The organism is Pseudomonas violetae (genome assembly GCF_023072615.1).
Classification (GTDB): Bacteria; Pseudomonadota; Gammaproteobacteria; order Pseudomonadales; family Pseudomonadaceae; genus Aquipseudomonas; species Aquipseudomonas violetae.
The window spans coordinates 85,503-111,395 of sequence record NZ_JAKNRW010000010.1 but is presented as its reverse complement, the minus strand read 5'-3'; the positions used below and the strand labels follow the sequence as shown (position 1 = coordinate 111,395).

Sequence of the window (25,893 nt, the reverse complement as noted above, 5' to 3'; positions counted from 1 at the left end):
TGAAAATTTACTGGCGCAGCGGTATCCTTGCGTTTTTTTTCAGGTCAGGAATTCATCCATGACGGTTACACCAGACTCTTCAACTCGCACCATCCACATCGCTGCAGCGCTGTTGATCGGCCCGGACGGGCGCACGCTACTAGTACGTAAGCGCGGCACCAACGCCTTCATGCAACCCGGCGGAAAGATCGAAGCCCATGAGAAGCCGATACATGCGCTGGCGCGAGAGCTGGAGGAGGAGTTGGGACTGGTGATTGATCCGACGCATGCCGCCTACCTCGGCCAGTTCAGCGCCCCTGCGGCCAATGAGCCAGGTTATGTTGTGCAGGCGGAGTTGTTTCAGCTGTCGATCAAGGCAGATGTGTCGCCGGCTGCGGAGATCGAGGAGGTGATCTGGATCGACCCTGCCACCGATGGCAAGGTCATGTTGGCGCCATTGACACGGGACCTGATCCTACCGTTTTATCGTGCCTCGATTGTTGCGCCTGCCTGATCGTTTACGAACAAAGGATTGGCCATGATTCCACTTCAAGACCTGCTGATTTTCGCCGCCGCGGCATTGCTGATGGTGCTCACGCCCGGGCCGAACATGATCTATCTGATCTCCCGTTCCATCTGCCAGGGGCGCAAGGCCGGCGTGGTTTCATTGCTGGGGGTGGTGGCGGGGTTCTTCGTGCACCTGTTCGCTGCCGCAGCGGGTCTGACTGCGGTATTCCTCGCAGTTCCCTTGGCTTATGAAGTGCTTAAGTGGGCTGGCGCTCTGTACCTGCTGTGGCTGGGCTGGCAAGCGGTCCGGCCCGGCGCGCGGTCACCGTTTGAAGCGCAGCAACTGCCGCCGGATTCTGCGCGCAAACTGGTGACGATGGGGTTTCTGACCAGCGCCCTTAACCCGAAGATCGCGGTGTTCTATCTCTCGGTGTTCCCGCAGTTCATCTCTCCTGAACATGGCTCGGTGTTCACTCAAAGTATCGTGCTGGGGCTGACTCAGATCAGTGTGAGTTTTTGCGTCAACCTGCTGATTGCGTTATTCGCGGCGGGCATCGCGTCCTGGTTCGTGCACAACCCGGGCTGGCTGGCGGTGCAGCGGTATTTCATGGGGTTTGTGCTGGCGGCGCTGGCAGTGCGGTTGATGCTGGAGCAGCGTAAGGTCGCCTGAAAAGCCCGCGGAAAGCGCCAGAACACTGTGGGCAGTCAGGCTTCCCGCGTCATCGTTGACGCCCATCGCGAGCTCGCTCCGTCAGGGGGGGGCGATTGTACTAACGAGCTGCGCTGACACCATCCAGGGTCGAGAACGAGGTGTCTTTTGCGGTTAGCAAAAAATCGCGCATGTAGGGCGCATCCAGCATGTCCGCACGAATCCCTGCATACAGCGTCGCGAACAATCCTTTCTCGCCAAGCCGCTTGGCCTTCACATAACCCCGTGAGCTGTATTCATGCAACGCCCAATGGGGCATGCCGCACACGCCACGACCGCTGGCCACCAGTTGCATCATCATCACCGTAAGTTCTGAGGTGCGGACCTGCGCCGGTTCGATGTCCGCCGGCTCCAGGAAGCGGGTGAAGATGTCCAGCCGGTCACGCTCCACGGGGTAGGTGATCAGGGTCTCAGTGAGCAGGTCTTCGGGAACGATATAAGCCTTGCTGGCCAGACGATGCTGGTTGGCCACTGCGAGCATTGCTTCGTAGGTGAACAGCGGGACATAGGTGATACCCGCCAGCTCCAGCGGGTCCGAAGTCACCACCAGGTCCAGATCGCCGCGCGCCAGGGCCGGCAGCGGTGCAAAGGAAAAACCCGAAGCCAGGTCCAGTTCGACTTCCGGCCACGCGTCGCGAAACTGGTCGATGGTTGGCATCAGCCACTGGAAGCAACTATGGCATTCGATTGCCATGTGCAAGCGTCCCGCAGTGCCGCCGGCCAGCCGGGCGATGTCGCGCTCGGCGCCACGCAACAGCGGCAGTGTGGCGTCAGCCAGTTGCAGCAGGCGCAGGCCCGCGCTGGTAAAGCGCACAGGCTTGGTTTTGCGTACGAACAACGGCATGCCCATGCGTTCTTCCAGCTCCTTGAACTGGTGGGACAGGGCCGACTGAGTCAGGTGCAGGCGATCGGCCGCATCGACCAGGCTGTCAGCTTCGCGCAAGGCGTGCAGGGTTTTCAGGTGGCGGATTTCAAGCACCGGGGGCTCCATGAGAAAAACTTGTGATCAACACGAAAAGGTTGAGTTTGTCTCATGTTGCTCTGTCTGTCGACAATAGCGCCATGTTTCACGTCCCCTTTTGATTGAGAGCATTCCCCATGGCGTTGGCCCACACACTTGGTTTTCCCCGCATCGGCGCAGACCGCGAACTGAAAAAAGCCCTTGAAGCCTACTGGAAGGGCGACCTTGATCTGGCTGCGCTGCAGAGCGTCGGCCGCCAGTTGCGCGCCACCCACTGGCAACTGCAGAAAGACGCCGGCATCGACTTGCTGCCGGTCGGCGACTTCGCCTGGTATGACCAGGTGCTGGCCCATTCCCTGACCTTTGGGGTGATCCCGCAGCGTTTCGACAGCGCCAAAGACGAGAACGGACTGCCGACCCTCGACACTCTGTTCGCCATGGCCCGAGGCGCCACTGCCACCTGCTGCGGCGGCGAGCATGGCAAGGCGCAATACGCCCAGGAACTGACCAAGTGGTTCGACACCAACTACCACTACCTGGTGCCTGAATTCAGCGCCGATCAGCAGTTCAAGCTCAGCTGGGAGCAGCTGTTCGATGAGGTCGACGAAGCCTTGGCGCTCGGCCACACCGTCAAGCCGGTGATCATCGGCCCGCTGACTTACCTGTGGCTGGGCAAGGCTAAAGGTGACGACTTCGACAGGCTCGATCTGCTCGAACGCCTGTTGCCGGTCTACAACGAAATCCTCAGTCGGCTTGCCGCGCAAGGCGTGGAATGGGTACAGATCGACGAACCGATTCTGACCCTGGACCTGCCCCAGGCATGGAAAAGTGCGTTCGAACGCGCTTACCACATCCTCCAGTACTCGCCGCTGAAAAAGCTGCTGGCGACCTATTTCAGCGGCCTGCAAGACAACCTCGGCCTGGCAGTCGGCCTGCCGGTGCAAGGCCTGCACATCGACGCCGTGCGTGCGCCGGATCAGCTGGGTCAGGTGCTGGATCGCCTGCCGACCTACAAGATTCTGTCCGTCGGCCTGGTGAACGGGCGCAATGTGTGGCGCTGCGAACTGGAGTCGGTGCTGGCGCAATTGCAACCGGCTAAGGAACGCTTCGGCGACAATCTGTGGGTCAGCAGTTCCTGCTCGCTCCTGCACAGCCCGGTGGACGTCGATCGCGAAGACAAGCTTGATCCGGAACTGAAAAGCTGGCTGGCGTTTGCCGTGCAAAAGTGCGGCGAGATCGCCGTGCTGCGTGACGCACTTAACGATCCACAAGCGCCCAAGGTGCGAGCGGCGCTGGCTGAAAGCAATGCGATTGAGGCCTGTCGTGCCAAGTCGCCGCGTATTCACAAAGCCGCCGTGCAGGCCCGTGTTGCGGCAGTAAATGCCGCTGACAGCCAGCGCCAATCACCGTTTGCCCAGCGTATTGAACAACAGCGTGCTCGCCTGCAGTTGCCGGCGTTCCCTACGACCACTATTGGCTCGTTCCCGCAGACTGGATCGATACGCCTGGCGCGTCAGGCATTCAAGCAAGGCAAGCTGTCGGCCAACGACTATACCGATGCCATGCACACTGAAATCCGGCAAGCCGTGCAAGTCCAGGAGCGCCTGGGGCTGGACGTGCTGGTACACGGTGAAGCCGAACGCAACGACATGGTCGAATACTTCGCCGAGCAGTTGGAAGGTTATGCCTTTACCCGGTTCGGTTGGGTGCAGAGTTATGGTTCACGTTGCGTGAAACCAGCGATCATCTATGGCGACCTCAGCCGCCCCCAGGCCATGACGGTGGACTGGATCACTTATGCCCAAAGCCTGACCGACAAGGTGATGAAGGGCATGCTGACCGGTCCCGTGACCATGTTGATGTGGTCGTTCCCCCGGGAAGATGTCTCGCGCAAAGTACAGGCGCAACAACTGGCCCTGGCCCTGCGTGATGAGGTGGTGGACCTGGAAAACGCCGGCATCAAAATCGTGCAGATTGATGAGGCCGCGTTCCGCGAAGGCCTGCCCCTGCGCCGCGCGCAATGGCAGGAGTACCTCGACTGGGCGGTGGAAGCATTCCGGCTGACCGCCTCGGGAGTGCGCGACGAAACCCAGATCCACACCCATATGTGCTACAGCGAATTCAACGACGTGATCCAGGCAATCGCGGCGATGGACGCCGACGTGATCACCATCGAAACTTCGCGTTCGGACATGGAGTTGCTGGAAGCCTTTGAAGCGTTCGACTACCCGAATGATATCGGCCCGGGTGTGTATGACATTCACTCGCCGCGAGTACCGGACACCGTTGAGATGATCAACTTACTGCGCAAGGCCGCCAAGCGGATCCCGGCCGAGCGCCTGTGGGTCAATCCCGATTGCGGACTGAAGACCAGGGCGTGGCCGGAGACTGAGGCAGCGCTGGTCAACATGGTGGCGGCGGCGCGACAGTTGCGCAGTCAGTTGGCGTAAACCTTCAAAGAGCGGGACCCTCACCACAGGGTTTGTGCATGCAGGTTAATCGGCGTCGGCTGGTTAATTGCGCGGTCGCCGGGCGGCTACTCTCTTCAAAGCCACCCCCAACCCGTGGCGAGGGAGCTTGCTCCCGCTGGGCTGCGCAGCGGCCCCAAACCGCTGCCCACCGTCTTCCAGACTCAACACGACCGAAGAAGCCGGAGGGCCGCTTCGCGCCCCAGCGGGAGCAAGCTCCCTCGCCACAGGGTTTGTGCATGCAGGTTAATCGGCGTCGGCTGTGTCACTGCGCGGTCGCCGGGCGGCCACCCCCTTCAAAGCCACCCCCAGCTCGTGGCGAGGGAGCTTGCTCCTTGAAGGGGTCAAAGGTTTTCGAAATGCTCAAGCGCAGTCGATCGTTTGCCGATGTCAGAGTAGGGGAGCTCGGCGTCGTCGGCGTGGGTCAGGAACCGGTGCTCCGGTAACTTCAAATGGGCTTTTTCGAACTCGGCGAAAACCGGCGCAGCTCTGGTGTAATGGAAGTGCGCATACCACAACAATGTCGGCGGCGTTTGTGTCAGGTCCCGGACTTCGTACTCCTGCATGTAGTCGTTACGACCGTCGCGACGTTTGCCCAGATGTTTGATCGGATTGGTTTTGCGAATATCCACTGCGTTGTTGCGCACCAGATCGTCGAGCATGCCATCGGTGGGTTTTTTACTGCGCAGTGACTGCCGGGTGCGTATCGAGCGACCGGTGATTTTCAGCTCGCCGGCCTTGTTGCGCAAATGCTGGATCAGCTCGTTGCCCGGGGCAATTGCCTCGATTGCAGTTGCACGGTGAGCAAGTTCCTCGGCCTCGCTGAGCATCATGTGTTCAAGGTCTACCGGCAGCATGTCCCTGTCTGCATAAGACTGCACCCTGGTTTGATAGGTCGCCTGGGATTGCAGGCGGTTGCGGGCGTCGGTCGCCAGCGACTCCAGATCCATGGGCGCAGAATGAGATGTCGGCGGCGGTGGGTTCAGCAGGCGGAATTTGCCGGGGCTGGATTGTTCCCAGATTTCCACGTGCCCACCCAACCCGGTCAGGGTGTATTGATGCCTCTGGGTGGTGGCTTCCCAGCGTTCGACCCCGATCAGCAACTGGTCGTCTTCGGTGGTGAAGATTTTCTTGGTGTTCTGGCCGGCAGGTCGTTCGGCTACGGGTTTGCCTATGCCTTTGCGAGCGCGCTCGGCAAGTTTCTCGATGTTGTTCAGCAACGGCTCGACGACGTTCAAATGGAAATGCTGGGGATATCCGCTGGTCCACGCCTGCATGCCACGTCGGAACTGAGTGTAGGACTCCAGGCAATCGGCGAGTATCTGGTTACGCTGGGCGCGGGAGGCGGCAGCTTCTGTCAACCCGTACTGTGCCAGCAGGGCACGCTCAAAACGGCTGCGAAGAGGGCGTGTCTGGCGCTGCAGGTCAATCCAGGACAGGTCGCTGGTGGTGCCAACGCGCTTGACCATCTCCAACAGATGTCCGGTTTTTACAATCAGCACCTTGGCTTCGCTGGAACGCTGGTTGATGGATTCGACAGACTTTTTCAGTTCGGCGAAAAGAGTCTCGTCATGTGCTGCGTTGACGCGGTTTTTTTTGGGCGGGATGATTTCGCCCAGCCATTGATTCATCTTGATCATCAATTCTTCGATGTGATCCATTTCGCGCACGATCTGCACCCGCACATTGCGCAACTCCTCCAGAATGCCCAAATATTCGTCGAGGCTACCCTGGGGTAATTCGTCCAGGCGGATCGAGAGCGCATCAGCTTTATCCACCCATGCGGAGATTCGGCCGCCGGCGAGGTGGACGCGGTTTACAAATCGGTCAGTCACCAGCCAGGCACAATCGCTTTGCATCTGCAGGGCGCTGGCTTTCTTGTTGCCGCTGCTCAGGCCGCGCAGTTCCGCCAGCGTCTCGTACCGCTGGATACCCAGTTCTATATCGTCAATGCACGCCGTTTCCGCCGCCCGCCCGAACTCGGGACGCTGTTCTGGTCTGCCTTCCCTGTAACGCTCAAGCGCCGCTTCGGTTTGTTTGCACTGTGCATTGAAACGACGCGCAAGGTTGTCGGCAGTGTCTTCCAATTGACCTTGCCGGCGATAAGCCTGGTCCACCCACCAGCGTGGCAGCCGTTGACGAATAACTCGAGGCCAGAGAGGATCGAGGGTCTCGGCCAGGTGCCCGAAAACCTGTCCGCCACCCAGGCCGCCGCCTTCGAACGTGACGCCGTAGACCCCGTAGTAAGTATCCCAGCGACCCTCTTCATCGAGCGCAAGGGGCTGCTTGTAGGTTTTCTGACGGTTGCCGCTCAAGCGCCAATTACGAGAATCTGCGCTGCGCTCTACCTTGAAGATTCGCCCTTGGCGCACGATGAAATCACCATCGCCATGACGATAGATGTTGCGATAGATCCCATGGGTTGCCGGTTGTAGGCCAGACAGTGATATTGGCTTTTCATACTCGTAATCGGCAAAGCGTTGCACGACCTGTTCAGCGTGGCGAAGGGAGGTGCTCTTGAGTGCGCCGGCATGTCGGGCCAGTCTTTTTAGCTGGCGCGCTCGCGTAAAAGAGCGTGCCGTTCGGGACAGCCCCGACGATATCGCTTCACCGGGCAGCAGGTCCATGGTGGCGTCGACCAGTGACGTCAGTACCGATTCGAGATCTGTCAGACCATCGGCCACTTCTCCGCGCAAGAGCGCGGCCACCGCCTTGTTGGCATCGGTCCAGGCATCATGAATGGAAATGACGGTGCCGACGTAGGGCACCACGCCCAGGGCCATTTTTATAAAATTGAAAGCACGCGGACCCTGCAGGGCGTAGCGCTCCATGTACAAGGCGTCATTGGAGCGGGAGGTGCCTCGGTGCGCTTCGATCAGGCGTCCCATGTGTGCATTGAGCAGGTGGGCCGCCAGCGAAGTGGTCGGCGGCCAGCGGGTGCCGACTCCGATCAAGCCATCGAAGTTGTTGAGCAGGCTCTGCGTGATGCGGCTTTTATGTGAGGCGACATCACCCAGAATTGCCCGGTCCGCCAGGTAGTTGGCCCACTTGTCATGCAGGCACAGGTTGAACAGGGCCCTGCGGGCTTCTTCCAGGCTGTCGTACCGGCGCAGGAACTGGCCATCGGGACTATCGGGGGCATATAGCAAAGTCGCCTTGCTGACTTGCTCCTCGATGAAGGTCACGCCTGACAGGGTAACGGGTCCTTCGCCAGGTGTGTCTCCTCCGCCTGGGGTCAGGCTAGCTGGCAACAGAACGATAGACTTACCTTCGGCTCTCCAGGCCTCGGCGGTGTTGGCGTCGATGGCGATTTTCAACACCTGCAAGTCGTCAGCAGTGATGTGCTTTTGCAAACGCGCAGCGTCGCCTTGTAGTTGCAGCATCAGGCTCCAGGGCTCAATGAGGCTTTCGCGGCGATGCTCAACCACGAATGCGGACTCGCTGGCCCCGCCATGGAACGCGTCGCGGATCAGCGTTTCGTAAGTCTTGGGCAGGTCGAGCTCCGGCAACACCCGTTTCAGGTAGGCCAGGGTGATGCCGTTTTTCAGCGTCTGGCGTTCGCTATCATCCTGCGCCGTCACTTCCACTTGCATGAAGCCCAGTCTCAGGAGCAGAGGTTCCAGGCTCATCGACGGGGTGTTATCAATGTTGTGCTGGGCCAGGTCCTCGAGGGGCATTTTGCTGCGTGCGGCACTTGGGACCAGCACCAGTTTCTTCGGAGTTCCCGGCGCTCCGGGAGCTTGCATGAAGTGATACTCCTGGCGCACCGAATCAGGCAGGTCGAGGGTCACGCTGAAACGGCCCCGCACGCTAAAATCCTTGCGCAGGCGTTCGTACAAATGTTTACGGGTGAAGTCGTCCCGAGGTTCAAGCGCCACCGTCATCAGTTCGTGGCTGCGATGCATTGACTGGATGTACGCTTCAATCAGGCTTTTGAGTCGATGGCGATCAACCTCGCTCAGGTTATTTAGCCAGTCGGGAATATTGGAGGTGAGGGCGCCGCTGCGGTCCTGCTCCTGCAGGTGGGTAAACGCCAGGCTTCTGGCGGCGTGCACCGGTACCTGCAAAAGGGCGCGGGTTTGTTTGCGCAGGATATCCAACTGTTCCGCACGCTGGGTAGCCTGCGCAGGATCGGCATGGCGTTGGCGTATCCCCGCAGCCTTCTCTTCAAATTCGCTGGTGAGTTGGTTCAGGCCATACAGGAGCGCGTCACCGTTGATTTTGTTCAGCGCCAGCGTCATCCCGGAACCTGATTTTGGAATGCGCAATAAGTCCCGTTCAAGCTCTCGACGGTTGGCAAAGCGCTGCAGGCCCCCACCGCTGCCTGGCCAGTAGAGCAGCACGCTGTGGGGTGAGTCGGCATCGGCAAGGGTTTCGGCCCGTGCCACCAGAATCACGCCTCGCAAGGCCTGGGCGGTGGTTTGGTCTGCAACTTGTTCAGTCAACGTCAGGGTAAGGCTGGCCGCAACCGGTTCAGTGCCGGGGGCGTCGGGAGTCTCCAGCAGGGCCTGGAGCAGGGCGTGTTCATCACTGTTCAACTGCTTGAGGGCTACTTGCATTGCGGCTTCAGCGTGCAGGCCGGCCTTGTGGGCGGAGTGCAGGGCGGTAAATGCCTGCTGGAAGGTGACAAGGTCCAGCGTCCGTGACCTATGTAGCAAGTCAGACGCCGCCAGGTCGGCGGCCTTTTCGGCGCTTTCCAGTGCGTTGAGCGGGTCTTTGAAAGGTTGCAGGCCTGCGCCGTCGCCCACGTCTTCAATCAATTTTTCGAGCGACTCGCGCTGGTGGGCCAGTGCGGCCTGACGCATCTCCCACAGGATATCGGGATACAGATTGCCGAACAGCGGCTGCTCGGCGTCCGTGATTTCTTCTGGGGACTCGATCGGTTTGGGCGGCAAGGCGACGAAGCTGGCGATGCGCATCTGTTGCTCGACCTGTTCCACTTGAACCAGCGATTGAGCGCCATATTCCGCCAGCCCGGGCTTGCCCCGCGTGCCATGACGCAGTGCGCTGACCTGGGCCTGTTGGCGAGCGGCCAGCAGATCGCTGGCTCCCTGCGTTATGGGGTCGGTCTGCGCGCTGTATTCGAACTGCAGATTGTCGGCGGACAGCCCGATAGGAATCAATGCCTGCTGCGCCAGCCAATCCTCCATGTCGCTGCGCTGGCTGAACGCCTGGATCGCTACCGGTCGACTGGGCAGGTACAGCAGGTTGGTGACGCTCGCCGGATCACCCACGGTAATGACCCATGCGCCGGTTAATTTCACGCGACTCTGGTTGCTCAGCACCAGTGCCAGCTGTTCGGTATGGATGGGCATACCGTTTAGCGTCAAGGCTCCGCCGGGCGGATCGATGATCAACAGAAGGGGCGCGAGTTGGTCTTTCGTGAGGGTTTTTTCAGCAAATGCCAGTTGGGCGGCGGCCTCGAAATGGTCGCGATAGTGCCGGGTGGTCCATGCCTGCCGCGATAGCGCGGTCCCGGTGGCACGCGCTTGCCAAAAAGCGCCCCAGCGCTCGGCCTGTGCCTGCACTGGGTTAAGGGTCTTGAGCCGCTCGAGCATTTGCAGGGGTGTCAGGCTCGCCAGTGGGTGTGTGCTCTCGAGGCCGCTGACCTGACACTGCTGATCCAGCGTGGTGTCCAGCGTCGGGTGCTGCACAACAAAAGCACAGGCATCGGTGAAGCTGACGAAGCTTTGTTGACGCCCTTGCGACGGTCCGAACAGCAGGCCGGCCTTCTGCCCATCCAGGCTCAGTTGGCTTTTGAACAACTGCTCAATCGTGTCCCTTACCCCTGGACTCGCGGTCAGCAACTCACGCCAGCCCTTGCTACTTTCGCGCCAGCGGGCCAACGCGCTGAGAATCAGGCTGGTGTCGCGCAAAGGAGGTAATGGCGATGAAGAGGGTATGAAGCTGGGGGGTACAGCAGTGAGGTCGAAATCGAGTTTTTCAGTCATGGAAACAGGGCTCGGTATGAGGAAGCGGTTGATCCACTTCAGGAGCAGGTCATTTAAAGAAAATTCTGCCTGGCCCTGGCACTACATAGTTACCGCATCGACCGCTCGGCGATGTTCATCAAACTGTCACGCAACTGTGGCAGCGCGCAGGCACAAATATCATCAAACTCGCGTCCTACTGGGGTTCTGCGTTTTGGTGTTTTTTCATGCGTGTATTGTGTTTTCTGGCTGTGTTGTTGTTTGGCCTGCCGTCTTTTGCGGCCGCTCGTTGCGATGTCAATGTTCCGACCGAACGGGTCAACCTGGCCCAGGTGAGCCTGGCGTATCAGAGCATCGGCCGTACGTCGGACCCAGCGCTGTTGCTGGTCATGGGGCTGGGCGGGCAGTTGATTCACTGGCCGGACGAGGTGGTCGTTGCGTTGTGTCAGCAGGGCTTTCGGGTGATCCGTTATGACAACCGCGATGTCGGTCTTTCGACGTGGCGGCAAGCGCCAGTGGATGCCAACCTGACCTTCGAAGTACTGCGCTACAAACTGGGCTTGCCGGTCGCGGCGCCGTACACCCTGACTGACATGGCGGACGATGGCTTCGGTCTGATGGACGCCCTGCACGTCGAGCAATTCCACGTGCTGGGTGCCAGCATGGGCGGAATGATCGCCCAGCATATGGCGGCCATGGCGCCGCAACGGGTGGAAAGCCTGACGCTGATCATGACCAGTTCCGGCGCTGAAGGATTGCCGGCACCGAATGCCGCATTGGTACAGCTGCTGTCGCGCCGCGGGGCACCCGATCGCCAGGCGGCGCTGGAGCAACAAGCCGATCTGCTGGCGGCGCTGGGCAGCCCGACGGTCAGCGATGATCGCCAGGCCCTGCTGCAACAGGCGGCCCAGTCCTATGACCGGGCCTTCAACCCCGAGGGCGTGAAGCGCCAGATCATGGCGATACTCGCCGAGCCGAGCCGGGTGGCGCTGCTCAATCAGCTGCGGGTGCCGACCCTGGTGGTGCATGGCACGGCGGATCCGCTGCTACCGGTCATGCATGGCGTACACCTGGCCGCGCACATTCGCGGCAGTCAGCTGAAGCTGATCCCGGGCCTGGCTCATCGCTTCCAGGAAGCGTTCAAGGCTCCATTGCTGGCGGCGGTGTTGCCCTACTTGCAGGCCCACCGCGAAGACACCTCGCATTGGGCGCAGATTGATCCGGTGGTTGAACACAACCTTCTGTAGGGGTGTATCTTTCTCACTTTCCGGCGCGTTCCAGTCTGTGAGGTGAGTGATGACTACCCCCCTGAAAATCGATTTCGTCAGCGATGTATCCTGCCCCTGGTGTGTCGTCGGTCTGTACGGCCTGACCCAAGCGCTGGATAGGCTGGGTGACGAGGTCCAGGCCGAGATACGTTTCCAGCCGTTCGAGCTGAACCCGAAGATGGGACCTGAAGGGCAGAACATCACCGAGCACATCACCGAGAAATACGGGTCCACGCCTGAGCAGTCGCAGAAGAATCGCGAGATGATCCGCGAGCGCGGCGCCGAGGTCGGCTTTGCCTTTCGCACTGACGGCAACAGCCGCATCTACAACACGTTCGATGCCCACCGCCTGCTGTATTGGGCAGGGCTGGAAGGGTTACAGTTCAACTTGAAAGAGGCGCTGTTCAAGGCGTATTTTACCGACGGAGGTAACCCGTCCGATCATCAGCAACTGGCGCAGATTGCCGCTGATGTCGGGCTCGATCGGCAGCGGGCCGAGGCGATCCTGGCATCGGACGAGTTCGCCCGGGAAGTTCGGGAAGAAGAACAGCTGTGGTTGTCCCGCGGAGTGAGTTCAGTACCGACTGTGGTGTTCAACGGTCAGTATGCGATCAGCGGCGGTCAACCTGTGGATACGTTCGTTGGCGCCATTCGGCAGATCATGAGTGAGGCCAAGGGCGGCACGGTGAATCAATAGATCAGGTTTGAAAGCGCACCCACACGCTGACCAACACGGTGGCCGCAATCAGCCAGGCCACCGCTGCCACCGCCAGTGAAGCCTCCAGCCGCATCTTGTCCACCATCACGTACAACGTGGCCAGGTAGATGAAGTAGGGGATGATCGACCACATGCCAAACACGATGGTGGTTTTCAGATCATCCAGCGAGCGGCCTTTGCCGACGATGTAATGCGCGATCAGGGCAAAGGTCGGGAACAGCGGTACCAACCCGGCGATGTAATAGTTTTTGGTCCTGGCCAGCGCGGCGAGGATCAGCACCACCGCCGCGCCCAGGCCCGCCTTGAGAATCAGATCCATCAGTGGCTCAACCCGTACTTCTTCACTTTGTCGAACAGCGTGGTCTTGGCCATGCCCAGCTCCTGGCTCGCCTGGGTCAGATTGCCGCCGCTGCGCTGCAAGGCATCCACCAGCAAATTGCGCTCGAAGGCCTCGACCGCTTCGGCGAACGCCAGGCCCTGATTGCTGCCGCTGGCGCCGGATTTCTTGAAGGCAGGCAGGCCGAGGGCGAAGCGCTCGGCGACGTTGCGCAATTCGCGCACATTCCCCGGCCAGTCATGGCTCATCAGGTTCGACAGGGTCTGGTTGTCCAGGTCCGGCACCGCACGGTCGAAGCGCAGGGATGATTGCTGCAGGAAGTGCTCGAACAGCTGCAGGATGTCCTCGCGGCGTTCTCGCAGCGGCGGCAGTTCCAGGGTGACCACATTGAGGCGGTAATACAGGTCGCTGCGGAACTCACCGGCTTTGCTCGATTCGTCCAGATCGGATTTGGTCGCTGCGATGACCCGGCAGTCCACCGCCACGCTCTGGTTCGAACCGAGGCGTTCCAGGGTACGTTCCTGCAGTACCCGCAGCAGTTTGATTTGCAGAGGCAACGGCATGCTTTCCACTTCATCAAGGAACAGCGTGCCGCCGTCGGCGTGTTCGATCTTGCCGATCCGTCGTTTGCCCGCTCCGGTAAAGGCATTGGCTTCGTGACCGAAGATCTCGCTTTCGAACAGATTCTCCGGCAGACCGCCGCAGTTCAACGCGACAAACTGCCTGGCGTGGCGCCGACTGAAATCGTGCAGGCAGCGCGCGACCAGCTCTTTGCCGGTGCCAGTCTCACCTTCGATCAGCACGTTGGCAGAGGTGTCGGCAACGTTGGCGATCAATTCCCGCAGATTCTGCATGGCAGGCGAGCGGCCGATGATTCGGCCTTCCAGAGAGTCACGTTCGGCCAGTTGGCGTCGTAGCGAGGAGACTTCCCGCGCAAGGCTGCGTTGCTCCAGCGCGCGACGGGCGACGTCGACCAGGCGCTCCGGAGAGAAGGGTTTCTCCATGAAGTCATAGGCGCCTTTTTGCATGGCGCCGACGGCCATGGAAATGTCGCCATGACCGGTAATTAACACCACCGGCAGGCTGCGATCACGGGCCTTGAGTCGGGTCAGCAGTTCCAGGCCGTCGATGCCTGGCAGGCGAATGTCGCTTATGACAATTCCGGCAAAGTTATCGCCGACCCGCTCCAGCGCTTCCTCGGCGCTGCCCACGCCTTCGCAGGGAATGTCTTCCAGGGTCAGCGCCTGCTGGCAGCCCAGCAGCACATGAGGGTCGTCTTCGACGATCAGCACACTAAGTTCGTGGTTCATATTGGCTCGGCGTGAAGGGGGCTTACCAGCGGTAAACTGAGGACGAAGGAGGTACCACCGTTGGCCGGGTGTTCGACACCCAGGTGCCCGCCGGTGGCGGCGGCCAGGCTGGCGGATAGAGTCAGGCCGAGGCCCAGGCCGTGTTCGCCGGGTTTGGTGGTGAAGAAGGGTTCGAATAGATGTTTGCGCGCCTCGGCGTCTATGCCGTGGCCGTTGTCACGCACTCTCAGGTGATACTTGCCATCGTGCAACTGACCTTCGAGCCACAACTGCGGCAGTGGCTGGGCCTGCATGGCATCCAGGGCATTGCCGATCAGGTTGACCAGAATCTGCTCAAGGCGCGTTTGGTCGATCTGTACCTGGACATCGGTGAACTCGCGGTGCAATTGCAGGTGCGCGCTTTCCAACCGGGCGCCGAGCAGTTGCAATGCTGCGTCCACCGCCTTGCCGAGGCTGGCCTGGCCCTTGTCGTCACCACGACGGGCAAAAGAGCGCAGGCTGGCAGTGATCCTACCCATGCGATCGATCAGCTCATTGATGGTCTTGAGGTTGGTACTGGCGACGTCAAGTTGGCCGCGCTCAAGGAAGCGCACGGTATTGCCGGACAAGGTCCGCAGCGCCGCGAGCGGCTGGTTCAGTTCGTGGGCGATGCTGGTGGACATCTGGCCGATGGCGGCCAGTTTGCCCGCCTGCACCAGTTCATCCTGGGCGCGGCGCAAGGTTTCTTCAGCCTGGCGTCTTTCGCGGATCTGGCCCTTGAGTCTTTCATTGCTGGCACGCAGGTCGCTGGTGCGTTCGGTAATCCGACGTTCGAGTTGATTGTTCGCTTCCTGCAGTGCCTCCCGGGCGGCGAGGCGGGTGGCGATGACTTTACGCCGTTCATTCCAGGCGATCAGCAGGAACGCCACGAGTGCAAACGCGACCGCCACCAGGATCCCCTGGTTGATCGCTTCGCGGCGCAAGTCCTGCAGGGGCGTGAGCAGGGTGAAATTCCACGGCGTGTCGCTGAGCGGGCGGGTTTGTGACAGGTAACTGATGTCCTCCTGGTCGGACTCCACCTCGCTGTTGGCGGGGAAGGTCAGTTTTTCCTCACCCTCGGCCAGCTTTTCCCGCGCCAAGGGTTGCAACTCATTCAATGGAAACCAGTAGTACTGCAGGCTGCGGGCGAGCTTTTCCTTGGTTTCGTCGCTTAGCGGGATGACAGACTTGAGCCGCCGTGCCGGGTCACTGGACAGGATGATAATGCCGTTCTCATCACTGACGAAGGCTTCCAGGCGTGCGCGCTGCCAGCGTTCTTCCATGGCTTCGAGCCGCACCTTGACCACGGCGACGCCGATGACCTTGCCCTGCTCTTCGAGGCCGTGGGCCAGGTAATAACCGGGTTCGCCGCTGGTGCTGCCAATTCCATAGAAGCGCCCCGGCTGGCCCCGCACCGCGTGCTGGAAATAGGCGCGGAAGGAGAGGTCTTCGCCCAAATAACTGTCGACATCGCGCCAGTTGCTGGAGGCCACGACGCGGCCAGTGGTGTCCATGACATAGATGGCCCGGCTGCGGCTGCGCCGGTTCAGGCCTTCAAGGTATTCATTGACAGTTTGCCGGTGTTCCGGTGATGGGTCGTCCAGCAGCTTTGACACACTGGATTCGAGTTCCAGCAGGCTGGGCAGGTAGGTGTACTTGCTGATCTCGCTCTCGACGGCACGGGCATGCAGTTCCAGCTGACGCTGGCCGTTATCGCTGAGGCTGCGGATGCCGAAATGTTCACTGACCCAGAAGCCGAGGTAACCCAGTCCGATCATCAGGGCGATGACCAGCGGCGGCAGGAACAGATGGCGAATCAGACGGGGTTTCACGGCGAGTGATGGCGGCGCGGCGCGATAGAGAGTGGGGTCGCATTTCATCACAGATGCCTTGGGTCAACCAGTGTGGCAACAGGCTTACTCTGGTTACCAGTCGAACGCGGACCTGTGGCGAGGGAGCTTGCTCCCGCACGGCTGCGAAGCAGCCGTAAAACCGACCAATGCGGTGTGTCAGACGGCAGGCATTTGCAGGTTTTGGGGCCGCTGCGCGACCCAGCGGGAGCAAGCTCCCTCGCCACAGAGTTCGCAGTGCTTCTTAGTGCTGCAGAATCTTGTTGAGGAAGTGCTGTGTACGCTCGGCACGGTGGCTGATGTCGCCGAAGAACTCCTCTTTCTTGCAGTCTTCGATAATTTTCCCCGCGTCCATGAAGATCACCCGATCCGCCACTTTGCGGGCAAAACCCATTTCGTGGGTCACGCACATCATGGTCATGCCTTCGTGGGCCAGTTGCACCATCACGTCGAGCACTTCGTTGACCATTTCTGGATCCAGCGCCGAGGTCGGTTCGTCGAACAGCATGACGATCGGGTCCATCGCCAGCGCGCGGGCAATCGCCACGCGCTGTTGCTGTCCACCGGAAAGCTGCCCCGGGTGCTTGTGCGCGTGGGCAGACAAGCCGACCCGCTCAAGCAGTTGCAGGCCCTTCTTCGTGGCTTCTTCCTTGCTGCGGCCCAGCACCTTGATCTGCGCGATGGTCAGGTTTTCGGTGATGGTCAGGTGCGGGAACAGTTCGAAATGCTGGAACACCATGCCAACGCGCGAACGCAGTTTTGGCAGGTTAGTCTTCGGATCGGCGATGGACGTGCCATCGACTACCACGTCACCTTTCTGGAACGGTTCCAGGGCGTTTACGCATTTGATCAGGGTGGATTTGCCGGAGCCGGAAGGCCCGCACACCACGATCACTTCGCCTTTCTTGACCTCGGTGCTGCAGTCAGTCAGTACCTGGAAGTCGCCATACCACTTGTTGACATTCTTGATAGAGATCATACGGCAAACCTTTTTTGCAGACGCTTGACCAGCAGCGAGGCGGCAAAGCTGATTGTGAAGTACACGAGACCTGCGAAGATCAGGAACTCATTGGAGCGGCCGATGATGTCGCCACTGGCGCGCGAAGCATTGAGGAAATCCACCAGGCCGACGGCGTAGACCAGCGAGGTGTCCTGAAACAGAATGATGCTCTGTTGCAGCAGCAGCGGGGTCATCTTGCGGAACGCCTGGGGCAGGATGATCAACCGCATCATCTGAGCGTACGTCATGCCCAGGGCCTGGGCCGCGCCCATTTGTCCCTTGGGAATCGACTGCACGCCGGCCCGGACGATTTCGCAGAAGTACGCCGCTTCAAACATCATGAATGCCACGATGCACGAGGCGAACGCGCCGATCGGGGTGTCTTCGCCGGTGATCCAGCGCAGCACGAATGGCACCGCCAGGTAGAACCAGGTGATGACCAGCAGCAGCGGGATCGAACGGAAGTAGTTAACGTAGGCGCCGGCAATGTTCGACAGCAGTTTGCTGTGGGACAGACGCATCAGCGCGAGGAGGGTGCCCAGAATGATCCCGCCGATGACGCCCAGCGCCATCAGTTGCAGGGTCATGACCATGCCGTTCCACAAGCCCGGCAGGGACGGGATGATGCCCGAGAAGTCCAATTCCATCATTTACCCCCTACGGAGATCAGGCCCGGCACGGCAACTTTCTTCTCGACCAGGCGCATCAGCAACATCAGGCTCATGTTCAGGGTGAAGTAGATCAGCGTCGCCAGGGTGAAGGCTTCGAACAGGTTGGCGGAGAACTCGGCGGTCTGCTTGGTCTGCGCGAGCAACTCCATCAGGCCGATCAGCGAGGCAACGGAGGTGTTCTTGAAGACGTTGAGAAATTCCGAGGTGAGCGGTGGAATGATGATCCGGTAAGCCTGGGGCAGCAGCACGTTCCAGTAGATCTGCGGCAGCTTGAAGCCCATGGCGCGGGCAGCGGCTTCCTGGCCACGGGGCAACGCCTGGATGCCGGTACGCACCTGTTCGCAAACGCGAGCAGTGGTGAACAGGCCCAGGCACACGACGACGCTCAGAAAGGCCGAAGTGGTCGGGTTGAGATCCTGCTTGTACCAGTCCTGCAGGTTCTGCGGCAGCAGGTCGGGCACCAGGAAGTACCAGATGAACAGCTGCACCAAAAGCGGCACATTACGGAAGAGTTCGACGTAGCAGGTGGCGATGCCCGATACGAAGCGGTTTGGTACGGTGCGCATGACACCCAGGATCGAGCCCAGTGTCAGGGCAATGATCCACGCCACGATGGCGATGGCAATGGTCCAGCCCAGGCCGGTGATGTACCAGTCGAGATAGATCTCGCTGCCCACACCGGTGGACTTGAAGAACACGCTCCAGTCCCAGTTGTAATTCATTCGGGTCTCCCCTCAGATCGATCGATGTACAAGTGCCCGCTTGGGGAAGCTCCGTTCCCGCCCTGACCATGATAGTCAGGCACACACGAGCGGCTCGACAACCACCGGTTCGAGTGTTTCCAGAAAATGCCAGCAGGGAGTGACAACCTCCTGAAGGGTTTTGGGCCCGTCAGGAGGTAAGGTTAGTCAGAAATCAGGATTTCTTGTCGTCAGCCGCTTTATCGGTCGGATTGGCGATCAGGGCCTTGAGTTCGTTGCTCATAGGGAAGTTCAAGTTCAGGTTTTTTGGCGGGATTGGCTGCATGAACCATTTTTCGTAGATCTTGTTGATCTCGCCCGACTTGTAAGTCGCCACGATGGCATCGTCTACAGCCTTCTTGAACGGCTCGTCGCCCTTGCGGACCATGCAGCCGTAGATTTCGTAGGACTGTGGAGTACCGGTGACTTCCCAGTCAGTTGCCTTCTTCGCCTTGGCTGCTTCACCGGCCAGCAGCGCATCGTCCATCATGAACGCAACGGCACGGCCCGATTCCAGCATCTGGAAGGATTCGCCGTGGTCTTTGGCGGAGATGATGTTCATGCCCATCTGCTTGTCAGCGTTCATCGACTTGATCAGGCGCTCGGACGTTGTGCCTGCGGTGGTCACGACGTTCTTGCCCTTGAGGTCGCCGAAGTCTTTGTACTTGGAGTCTTTCTTGGAGAGAAGACGAGTACCGATTTCGAAGATGCCAACGGAGAAGTCAACTTGCTGCTGGCGCTCTACGTTGTTGGTGGTGGAGCCGCACTCGAGGTCGACAGTGCCGTTCTGCACCAATGGGATACGGGTTTGCGAGGTCACCAGGTTGTACTTGACCTTCAGGTCCGGGAGGTCCAGGTCTTTTTTCAGCGCTTCGACGACTTTCATCTGGACGTCGTGGGAGTAGCCGATCGGTTTGCCGGAAGCGTCCGCGATGTAGGAAAACGGAATGGAAGCGTCACGATGCCCAAGGGTGATGGTGCCGGACTCTTTGATCTTCTTCAGTGTGCCGGTGAGTTCGGCGGCGAAAACTGGAGTGCTAATCAGAGCAGCAGCAATGGCTGCGCCCAGGAGGTGGGGAACGATACGCATCAAATTTTCCTCGACATTGTTTTTTTTATGGAGCCAGTTCATCGGCCTTTTTTGTGCTTCGAATGCCTGACGGCGAATGGTATAGCGGCACAACAGGCATTCGTCCAAGAGTGTAGAGCATGACTCGTGCCAGGCCAGGTTAAATAGATCAAACTATTGATTTATAAGGATATTAATTATTTATTGCGAATTTTCTGGAGCGCAATGATCCGGTTAACCGAATAGACCGACAGGTCTCGTTCGGAAAACCGAATGAGGTGCAGGGATTTACTGTGGTGCATGGCAGAATGCAAAAAGCCCCTGGATCTTTCGATCCAGGGGCTTTTGTTAAATCCAAATTGCGATCAGGCCGCTTCAATCTTGCTGCGGTTCTGCTCGACCTTGCTCAGATAGTCCGCCAGCTTCTGCTGCTCCGCCGGCGTCGTGAACAACCCCAGCTTGCTGCGGCGCCACAGGATGTCGTGCGCGGTGGTTGCCCATTCTTCGCTGCACAGGTAGTCCACTTCGCGGGTGTAGAGCCCCCCGCCAATGTGTTCGCCGAGGTCGTTCAGGTCGTGCACGCCTTCGAGCATGCGCCAGGTGCGGCTGCCGTAGGTGGTGGCCCAGCGGCGGGCGATCTCGGTGGGAACCCAGTCAAACTTGTCGCGGATCAAGGTGCACAGCGCCTGCGGGGTGCTCATGTCTTCGCCACCGGGCAGAGTTGCATGGGCGGTCCAGCTTGGCTTTATGTGCGTGAAATACGGGGTCAGTTGCGCCAGGGCCGACTCGGCCAGTTTGCGATAGGTGGTCAGCTTGCCGCCGAACACCGACAGCAATGGCGCTTCTTCGCCGCTGCCAGATAACGCCAGGGTGTAATCGCGGGTGACTGCCGACGGGTTGTCGGATTCGTCATTGCACAACGGGCGCACGCCCGAGTAGCTGTGCAGGATGTCGTCGCGGCCGACCTGCTTCTTGAAGTGCGCGTTGACCACTTTGAGCAGGTAGTCTGTCTCGCCTTCGGTAATCGCCACCGCAGCCGGATCGCCGGTGTACTCCCGGTCGGTGGTCCCGATCAGGGTGAAATGGTTCAGGTACGGAATGGTGAACACGATACGCTGGTCTTCGTTTTGCAGAATGTGCGCATGTTCGCCTTCATACAGTTTCGGCACGATCAGGTGACTGCCCTGGATCAGGCGGATGCCGTAGGGCGACTCCATCTTCAAGTCGTCACGAATGAACTTTGCGACCCATGGCCCGGCAGCATTCACCAGTGCCTTGGCGCGAATCGAAAACAGACTGCCGTCGGTGCGTTCCAGGTGCAGATGCCACAGGCCTTTGGTGCGACGCGCGCTGACGCAGCGGGTCTGGGTGTGAACGTGGGCGCCTTTCTCGCGAGCGGCCATGGCATTCAGCACCACCAGGCGAGCATCGTCGACCCAGCAATCGGAATATTCGAAGCCTTTGGTGATTTCGCTTTTCAGCGGGCTGTCGGGACCAAACTTCAGGCTTTTTGAGCCTGCCAGTTTTTCCCGTTTGCCGAGGTTGTCATAAAGGAACAGGCCCGCTCGGATCATCCACGCCGGACGCAGGTGCGGGCGGTGGGGTAGTACAAAGCGCATCTGCTTGACGATGTGCGGCGCCTTGGCCAGCAGCACTTCGCGTTCGGCCAGGGCTTCGCGTACCAAGCGGAATTCGTAATGTTCGAGATAGCGCAAGCCGCCGTGGATCAGCTTGCTGCTGGCCGAGGAGGTGTGGCTGGCCAGGTCGTCCTTTTCGCAAAGGAACACAGACAGGCCGCGACCGGCCGCATCCGCTGCGATCCCCACGCCATTGATGCCGCCACCGATGACGGCAACATCGTAGACCTCGGAGAGTGGGGGCGTAGGCAAGGTAGAAGTGGGCATCGGCTGGCCTCGGGCTTTTAATTATCTATATTTGAATTCGAACATTAATGTTCATTTGCGAAAATGGTAGCCCATAAAGACGCGCACAGCCAGTCAACTTCGATTGAAAATACTGATCGAAGGGCTGGGAAAGGAAAATTTACGAACATTTAAGCGCGCGATTAAGTCGCAAGAGGTGTGTTGCATGGGCGATCGTCAGCGCGGGCAAGCCCGCTCCCACAGGATTTGTGCATGACCTGTGGGAGTGGGCTTGCCCGCGATGGCGTCGGTACAGCCGATGAAGATGAAGGGGTTAAACGACTTCGAGTCGAATCTTGTGCTGACTCAGCAATTGCGCCAACGCCGGCACTGGCGGCTGATCCGTCACCAGGCAATCGATCAGGCTGATCGGCCCCAGGCGAATCATGGCATTACGCCCGAATTTGCTGGAGTCCGCTGCAAGTATTACCTGCCGCGCATTGGCAATGATCGCCTGGGACACCCGCACTTCCTGGTAATCAAAATCCAGCAGGCTGCCATCTTCATCAATGCCGCTGATCCCGACCAAGGCAAAGTCGACCTTGAACTGATTGATGAAGTCGACGCTGGCCTGGCCAACCACGCCCCCGTCTCGCCGAACGTTGCCACCGGTCAGCAGCACGTCGAAATCGTCCTTGGCGCTGAGCATCGAGGCCACGTGCAGGTTGTTGGTGATGATCTTCAGGTGGCTGTGATTGAGCAGGGCCCTGGCAATCGATTCGGTGGTGGTACCGATGTTGATAAACAGCGAGGCGTGATCGGGGATCTGTGCGGCAATGGCTTCGCCGATACGCTGTTTTTCATCGCGCATCTGGTCGGCGCGCATGGCGTAGGCGGTGTTTTCGACGCTGGAGTCGTAGGCTGCACCACCATGGTAGCGGCGCAATAAGTTGGCCTCCGCGAGCTGATTGATGTCGCGGCGGATAGTCTGCGGTGTGACGACGAACAGCGTAGCCATTTCCTCGATACTCACGTAGCCGCGTTCGCGGACCAGTTCGAGGATTTGCTGCTGACGGGGAGGCAGATTCATGGGGCTTCCTTTGGGCTGCCGGGCAAAATTTGCCCATGATGCCGCAGGAATCTGCTCCCGACCAGTTACATGCCGATACGGAGTACCTGGCCTGGTTTATTCATCGCCTTCGTGGGGTTCCCAATCGCGGGTGCGGCTCACGGCTTTTTTCCAGCCAGCGTAGAGTTTTTCCTTGGCCGCTTCGTCCAAGGTCGGCTCGAATTCACGCTCGATTACCGCCTTGCCGCGCAGCTCATCGAGGCTGCCCCAGAACCCGCATGCCAGGCCTGCCAGGTACGCAGCACCGAGCGCCGTGGTTTCGCGCATTTGCGGACGCTCGACCTGAGTGCCGAGGATGTCGGCCTGGAACTGCATCAGGAAATTGTTCGCTACCGCGCCGCCGTCTACTCGCAGGGCTTTGAGGCGTTCGCCGGAATCCTGTTGCATGGCGTCCAGAACGTCGCGGGTCTGGTAGGCAATCGACTCCAGCGCGGCACGGATTATGTGATCCACGCGCACGCCACGGGTCAGGCCGAACAACGCGCCACGGGCATACGGGTCCCAATACGGAGCGCCCAGGCCGGTGAAGGCCGGGACCAAGTACACGCCATTGCTGTCCTTGACCTTGTTGGCGAAGTATTCGGTGTCGTGGGCGTCATTGATGATTTTCAGTTCGTCACGCAGCCATTGAACAGTCGAGCCGCCGTTGAACACGGCGCCTTCCAGGGCGTAAGCGACTTCGCCGCGCGGGCCACAGGCGACGGTGGTCAGCATGCCGTGCTTGGATTTCACCGCCTTGTCGCCGGTATTCATCAGCAGGAAGCAGCCGGTGCCGTAGGTGTTTTTCGCCTGGCCGGGCTCGACGCACATCTGGCCGAACAGGGCCGCCTGCTGGTCACCGGCGATGCCACCAATGGCGATGCCGCTTTTGGTGTGGCCATAGATTTCGGAAGATGACTTAACTTGCGGCAGCATCTCGCGCGGAATATCCAGCACCTCCAGCATTTTCGCATCCCACTCCAGGGTGTGGATGTTGAAAAGCATGGTGCGCGAGGCGTTGGTGTAGTCGGTGACGTGCACTTTGCCGCCGGTAAATTTCCAGATCAGCCAGCTGTCGACAGTACCGAATAGCAATTCACCATTGCGCGCACGCTCGCGGCTGCCTTCGACGTTGTCGAGGATCCACTTGAGCTTGGTGCCGGAGAAGTAAGGGTCGGTGACCAGGCCGGTGGTGTCGCTGATGTATTGCTCGTGGCCGTCGCGCTTGAGCTGCTGGCAGATCTCGGTGCTGCGGCGGCATTGCCAGACGATTGCGTTGTAGATCGGCCGGCCAGTGGTCTTGTCCCAGACCACCGTGGTTTCGCGCTGGTTGGTAATGCCGATGGCGGCGACCTGGTCATGATGCAGGCCGGCTTGCGCCAGCGCCTCGACCATCACGGCGCTCTGGGTGGCGAAGATTTCCATGGGGTCATGTTCGACCCAACCGGCTTGCGGGTAATGCTGCACGAATTCGCGCTGGGCGGTGCACACCACGTTCGCATCACGGTCGAAAATGATCGCGCGCGAGCTGGTCGTACCCTGATCAAGGGCAATGATGTAGTTCTTATTCTGAATGTCGGTCATGTCGATTGCCTTGGGACGAAAATAAGGGAGTGAGTTCAGGCGCGAGACCAGATTGGCAGGATCACGCGCCTACGGTATCAAGAAGTGCGCGGTTTGCCGTCAATGGCCGGTGATGCATCCGTTGTCTCGGACACGGCACTGGGCAGATGACGGGCAATCAGCCCGCGATAAGCAGCAGCGCCGAGGCACGCACCGACAATCGGTGCAAATATCGGAATCAGGAAATAGGGGATGTCACGCCCTCCGGTGAGCGAAATTTCACCCCAGCCGGTGAAAAAAGTCATCAGTTTGGGACCGAAGTCTCGGGCCGGATTCATCGCAAAACCGGTGAGGGGGCCCATCGAGCTGCCGATCACCGCGATCAGCAAGCCGATCAGCAGTGGCGCCAACGGGCCTTTGGGCAAGCCATTGTTGTCGTCGGTCAAGGACATGATCACGCCCATCAGGATGGCGGTGATGATCACTTCAACCAGAAACGCCTGGGCCGTGGACAGGGCCGGATGCGGGAAGGTCGAGAAGACCGAGGCCAGTTCCAGGCTCGCTTGAGTGCCGCGAACCATATGGTGTGTCTGTTCGTAATCGAAGAACAGGTTGCTGTAGAGCGTGTAAACCAACAAAGCGCCACAGAAGGCGCCGGCTACCTGGGCGAGGATGTAAAAGGGCAGTTTGCGCTTTTCGAAGTCGGTAAAAATGCACAGCGCGATGCTGACGGCAGGATTGAGGTGAGCCCCGGAAACTCCGGCGGTCATGTAGATCGCCATGCTCACGCCTACACCCCAGATGATGCTGATTTCCCACAAACCGAAGCTGGCACCCGCGACCTTAAGCGCAGCTACGGAACCGGTGCCGAAAAAGATAAGCAGGGCAGTGCCCAGAAATTCGGCCATGCATTGGCTCGAGAGCGGCGGTTGTTGTAAAGCAGTTGTCATTGAAACCTCGTTGTTGTTTTTGTCTGGGTGTGGCGAAGGACTATTCGTACAGTATTCGTATTCGAAAAAATATAGACAAGAAACACTGCTGTCAAAGGTCGAAAGTGAACCGTCAGTCACATTTTAACTATTAGTCATGTGAATGATCCTATTGTTCACCGCTAGGGTTGAATGCGGACGAGTGGTAAAAAGCTGCACAACCCCTATGAAACAGTGGCGCAATAGAGCCTTTTAGGGGGCAATGGCCTAGAATTCGTCAGAGGATTTTTCTGCTGCTGCTCAGTCTGGAGCTGTTATGACCCCCGCATTGGATTTGTTGAAAAAAGTTCGAGCCGAACATCGTGTGCACAGTTACGAACATGATCCCAAGGCCGCTTCTTATGGTTTGGAGGCCGCAGAGAAGCTCGGCCTCGATCCGGCACAGGTGTTCAAGACCTTGCTGGCGGCCAGTGAAAAAGGCGAACTGTTGGTGGCCGTGGTGCCGGTCGTCGGAAGTCTTGACCTGAAGGGTTTGGCCCAGGCTGCGGGGGTGAAGAAAGTGGAGATGGCGGATCCGGCTGCGGCGCAGCGCTCAACCGGGTATTTGCTGGGGGGGATCAGTCCGCTGGGACAGAAGAAGCGCTTGCGCACTTTTATTGATAATTCAGCTCAGCCCTTTGCCAGCATCTTTGTCAGTGCGGGGCGCAGGGGGCTGGAGGTGGAGTTGACGCCGGCGGTGTTGGCCGAACACACCCAGGGCACGTTCGCCGATATAGGGCGCGCCTGATCCCTGTGGGAGCTCGCTCGCGATGGTCGCCAACGATGACGCGGGAAGTCTGGCAACCCGCGGTGTACTCAAGTGCATCGCGAGCGAGCTCGCTCCTACAGTATTGAGA

The 25,893-nt window shown here is 59.5% G+C and carries 19 protein-coding genes; 6 read left to right on the top strand and 13 right to left on the bottom strand.

Annotated features, from left to right (window positions below; translation table 11 throughout):
- Positions 1-58: 58 nt before the first annotated feature.
- Together L9059_RS14745 and L9059_RS14740 are read left to right on the top strand one after the other, a co-directional pair.
- Positions 59-493: an NUDIX hydrolase gene (locus L9059_RS14745; protein WP_247291745.1), complete on the top strand. Its 435-nt coding sequence runs from the start codon at positions 59-61 to the stop codon at positions 491-493.
- Between the two features lie 24 nt (positions 494-517).
- The gene (locus L9059_RS14740; RefSeq protein WP_247291744.1) at positions 518-1,156 is read left to right on the top strand and encodes a LysE family translocator; all 639 of its coding nucleotides are present in this window, start codon (positions 518-520) and stop codon (positions 1,154-1,156) included.
- A gap of 100 nt (positions 1,157-1,256) precedes the next feature.
- Here the strand turns inward: L9059_RS14740 and metR are convergent, their stop codons facing one another.
- Positions 1,257-2,174: a transcriptional regulator MetR gene (gene metR / locus L9059_RS14735; protein WP_247291743.1), complete on the bottom strand. Its 918-nt coding sequence runs from the start codon at positions 2,172-2,174 to the stop codon at positions 1,257-1,259.
- Between the two features lie 119 nt (positions 2,175-2,293).
- Between metR and metE the strand changes: the two genes are divergently transcribed.
- Complete coding sequence (gene metE, locus L9059_RS14730) at positions 2,294-4,606, top strand: 5-methyltetrahydropteroyltriglutamate--homocysteine S-methyltransferase (protein ID WP_247291742.1); 2,313 nt, start codon at positions 2,294-2,296, stop codon at positions 4,604-4,606.
- Between the two features lie 362 nt (positions 4,607-4,968).
- Here the strand turns inward: metE and L9059_RS14725 are convergent, their stop codons facing one another.
- Complete coding sequence (locus L9059_RS14725) at positions 4,969-10,575, bottom strand: dermonecrotic toxin domain-containing protein (RefSeq protein WP_247291741.1); 5,607 nt, start codon at positions 10,573-10,575, stop codon at positions 4,969-4,971.
- A gap of 206 nt (positions 10,576-10,781) precedes the next feature.
- Here L9059_RS14725 and L9059_RS14720 point away from each other — a divergent pair, with 206 nt between their 5' ends.
- Complete coding sequence (locus L9059_RS14720) at positions 10,782-11,801, top strand: alpha/beta hydrolase (RefSeq protein WP_247291740.1); 1,020 nt, start codon at positions 10,782-10,784, stop codon at positions 11,799-11,801.
- Between the two features lie 49 nt (positions 11,802-11,850).
- Positions 11,851-12,519, top strand: coding sequence for a DsbA family oxidoreductase (locus L9059_RS14715; protein WP_247291739.1), 669 nt, complete (start codon positions 11,851-11,853; stop codon positions 12,517-12,519).
- Between the two features lies 1 nt (position 12,520).
- Here the strand turns inward: L9059_RS14715 and L9059_RS14710 are convergent, their stop codons facing one another.
- The 11 genes from L9059_RS14710 to L9059_RS14660 all read right to left on the bottom strand — a co-directional run bounded on the left by L9059_RS14710 (position 12,521) and on the right by L9059_RS14660 (position 25,018).
- Positions 12,521-12,850, bottom strand: coding sequence for a GlpM family protein (locus L9059_RS14710; protein ID WP_247291793.1), 330 nt, complete (start codon positions 12,848-12,850; stop codon positions 12,521-12,523).
- A gap of 8 nt (positions 12,851-12,858) precedes the next feature.
- Positions 12,859-14,187 carry a two-component response regulator AauR gene (aauR, locus tag L9059_RS14705; RefSeq protein ID WP_282615474.1) on the bottom strand — a complete coding sequence of 443 codons (1,329 nt, stop codon included), beginning with the start codon at positions 14,185-14,187 and terminating at the stop codon, positions 12,859-12,861.
- A complete protein-coding gene (aauS, locus tag L9059_RS14700; protein WP_247291738.1) occupies positions 14,184-16,085 on the bottom strand; it encodes a two-component sensor histidine kinase AauS in 1,902 nt (633 codons plus the stop codon). Before aauS ends, aauR begins: the two co-directional genes overlap by 4 nt.
- Positions 16,086-16,299: 214 nt before the next feature.
- Positions 16,300-17,034: an amino acid ABC transporter ATP-binding protein gene (locus L9059_RS14695; protein ID WP_045058016.1), complete on the bottom strand. Its 735-nt coding sequence runs from the start codon at positions 17,032-17,034 to the stop codon at positions 16,300-16,302.
- Entirely contained in the window at positions 17,031-17,702 is a 672-nt protein-coding gene (locus L9059_RS14690; RefSeq protein WP_247291791.1) for an amino acid ABC transporter permease, read from the bottom strand. The genes L9059_RS14695 and L9059_RS14690 overlap by 4 nt, the downstream gene beginning before the upstream one ends.
- Positions 17,702-18,448 carry an amino acid ABC transporter permease gene (locus L9059_RS14685; RefSeq protein ID WP_247291737.1) on the bottom strand — a complete coding sequence of 249 codons (747 nt, stop codon included), beginning with the start codon at positions 18,446-18,448 and terminating at the stop codon, positions 17,702-17,704. The genes L9059_RS14690 and L9059_RS14685 overlap by 1 nt, the downstream gene beginning before the upstream one ends.
- 193 nt (positions 18,449-18,641) lie before the next feature.
- Entirely contained in the window at positions 18,642-19,556 is a 915-nt protein-coding gene (locus tag L9059_RS14680) for a glutamate/aspartate ABC transporter substrate-binding protein (RefSeq protein WP_247291736.1), read from the bottom strand.
- 344 nt (positions 19,557-19,900) lie between these two features.
- On the bottom strand, positions 19,901-21,439 hold the full coding sequence (gene glpD, locus L9059_RS14675; protein ID WP_247291735.1) for a glycerol-3-phosphate dehydrogenase: 1,539 nt from the start codon (positions 21,437-21,439) through the stop codon (positions 19,901-19,903).
- A gap of 292 nt (positions 21,440-21,731) precedes the next feature.
- Positions 21,732-22,487: a DeoR/GlpR family transcriptional regulator gene (locus L9059_RS14670; RefSeq protein ID WP_045058012.1), complete on the bottom strand. Its 756-nt coding sequence runs from the start codon at positions 22,485-22,487 to the stop codon at positions 21,732-21,734.
- A 96-nt stretch (positions 22,488-22,583) separates the two neighbouring features.
- The gene (glpK, locus tag L9059_RS14665) at positions 22,584-24,089 is read right to left on the bottom strand and encodes a glycerol kinase GlpK (protein ID WP_247291734.1); all 1,506 of its coding nucleotides are present in this window, start codon (positions 24,087-24,089) and stop codon (positions 22,584-22,586) included.
- A gap of 77 nt (positions 24,090-24,166) precedes the next feature.
- On the bottom strand, positions 24,167-25,018 hold the full coding sequence (locus tag L9059_RS14660; RefSeq protein ID WP_247291733.1) for an MIP/aquaporin family protein: 852 nt from the start codon (positions 25,016-25,018) through the stop codon (positions 24,167-24,169).
- 295 nt (positions 25,019-25,313) lie between these two features.
- Between L9059_RS14660 and ybaK the strand changes: the two genes are divergently transcribed.
- The gene (gene ybaK / locus L9059_RS14655) at positions 25,314-25,784 is read left to right on the top strand and encodes a Cys-tRNA(Pro) deacylase (protein WP_247291732.1); all 471 of its coding nucleotides are present in this window, start codon (positions 25,314-25,316) and stop codon (positions 25,782-25,784) included.
- The last annotated feature ends 109 nt before the right edge of the window (positions 25,785-25,893 follow it).

Bases quoted from the DNA above. Each gene is read 5' to 3' on its own strand.
- L9059_RS14685 (WP_247291737.1), bottom strand. From the start codon at position 18,448: ATGAATTACAACTGGGACTGGAGCGTGTTCTTCAAGTCCACCGGTGTG.
- L9059_RS14745 (WP_247291745.1), top strand. From the start codon at position 59: ATGACGGTTACACCAGACTCTTCAACTCGCACCATCCACATCGCTGCA.
- L9059_RS14740 (WP_247291744.1), top strand. From the start codon at position 518: ATGATTCCACTTCAAGACCTGCTGATTTTCGCCGCCGCGGCATTGCTG.
- L9059_RS14715 (WP_247291739.1), top strand. From the start codon at position 11,851: ATGACTACCCCCCTGAAAATCGATTTCGTCAGCGATGTATCCTGCCCC.
- L9059_RS14720 (WP_247291740.1), top strand. From the start codon at position 10,782: ATGCGTGTATTGTGTTTTCTGGCTGTGTTGTTGTTTGGCCTGCCGTCT.
- glpK (WP_247291734.1), bottom strand. From the start codon at position 24,089: ATGACCGACATTCAGAATAAGAACTACATCATTGCCCTTGATCAGGGT.
- L9059_RS14670 (WP_045058012.1), bottom strand. From the start codon at position 22,487: ATGAATCTGCCTCCCCGTCAGCAGCAAATCCTCGAACTGGTCCGCGAA.
- glpD (WP_247291735.1), bottom strand. From the start codon at position 21,439: ATGCCCACTTCTACCTTGCCTACGCCCCCACTCTCCGAGGTCTACGAT.
- ybaK (WP_247291732.1), top strand. From the start codon at position 25,314: ATGACCCCCGCATTGGATTTGTTGAAAAAAGTTCGAGCCGAACATCGT.
- L9059_RS14725 (WP_247291741.1), bottom strand. From the start codon at position 10,575: ATGACTGAAAAACTCGATTTCGACCTCACTGCTGTACCCCCCAGCTTC.
- aauS (WP_247291738.1), bottom strand. From the start codon at position 16,085: ATGAAATGCGACCCCACTCTCTATCGCGCCGCGCCGCCATCACTCGCC.
- aauR (WP_282615474.1), bottom strand. From the start codon at position 14,187: ATGAACCACGAACTTAGTGTGCTGATCGTCGAAGACGACCCTCATGTG.
- L9059_RS14695 (WP_045058016.1), bottom strand. From the start codon at position 17,034: ATGATCTCTATCAAGAATGTCAACAAGTGGTATGGCGACTTCCAGGTA.
- metE (WP_247291742.1), top strand. From the start codon at position 2,294: ATGGCGTTGGCCCACACACTTGGTTTTCCCCGCATCGGCGCAGACCGC.
- L9059_RS14690 (WP_247291791.1), bottom strand. From the start codon at position 17,702: ATGGAATTGGACTTCTCGGGCATCATCCCGTCCCTGCCGGGCTTGTGG.
- L9059_RS14680 (WP_247291736.1), bottom strand. From the start codon at position 19,556: ATGCGTATCGTTCCCCACCTCCTGGGCGCAGCCATTGCTGCTGCTCTG.
- L9059_RS14660 (WP_247291733.1), bottom strand. From the start codon at position 25,018: ATGACAACTGCTTTACAACAACCGCCGCTCTCGAGCCAATGCATGGCC.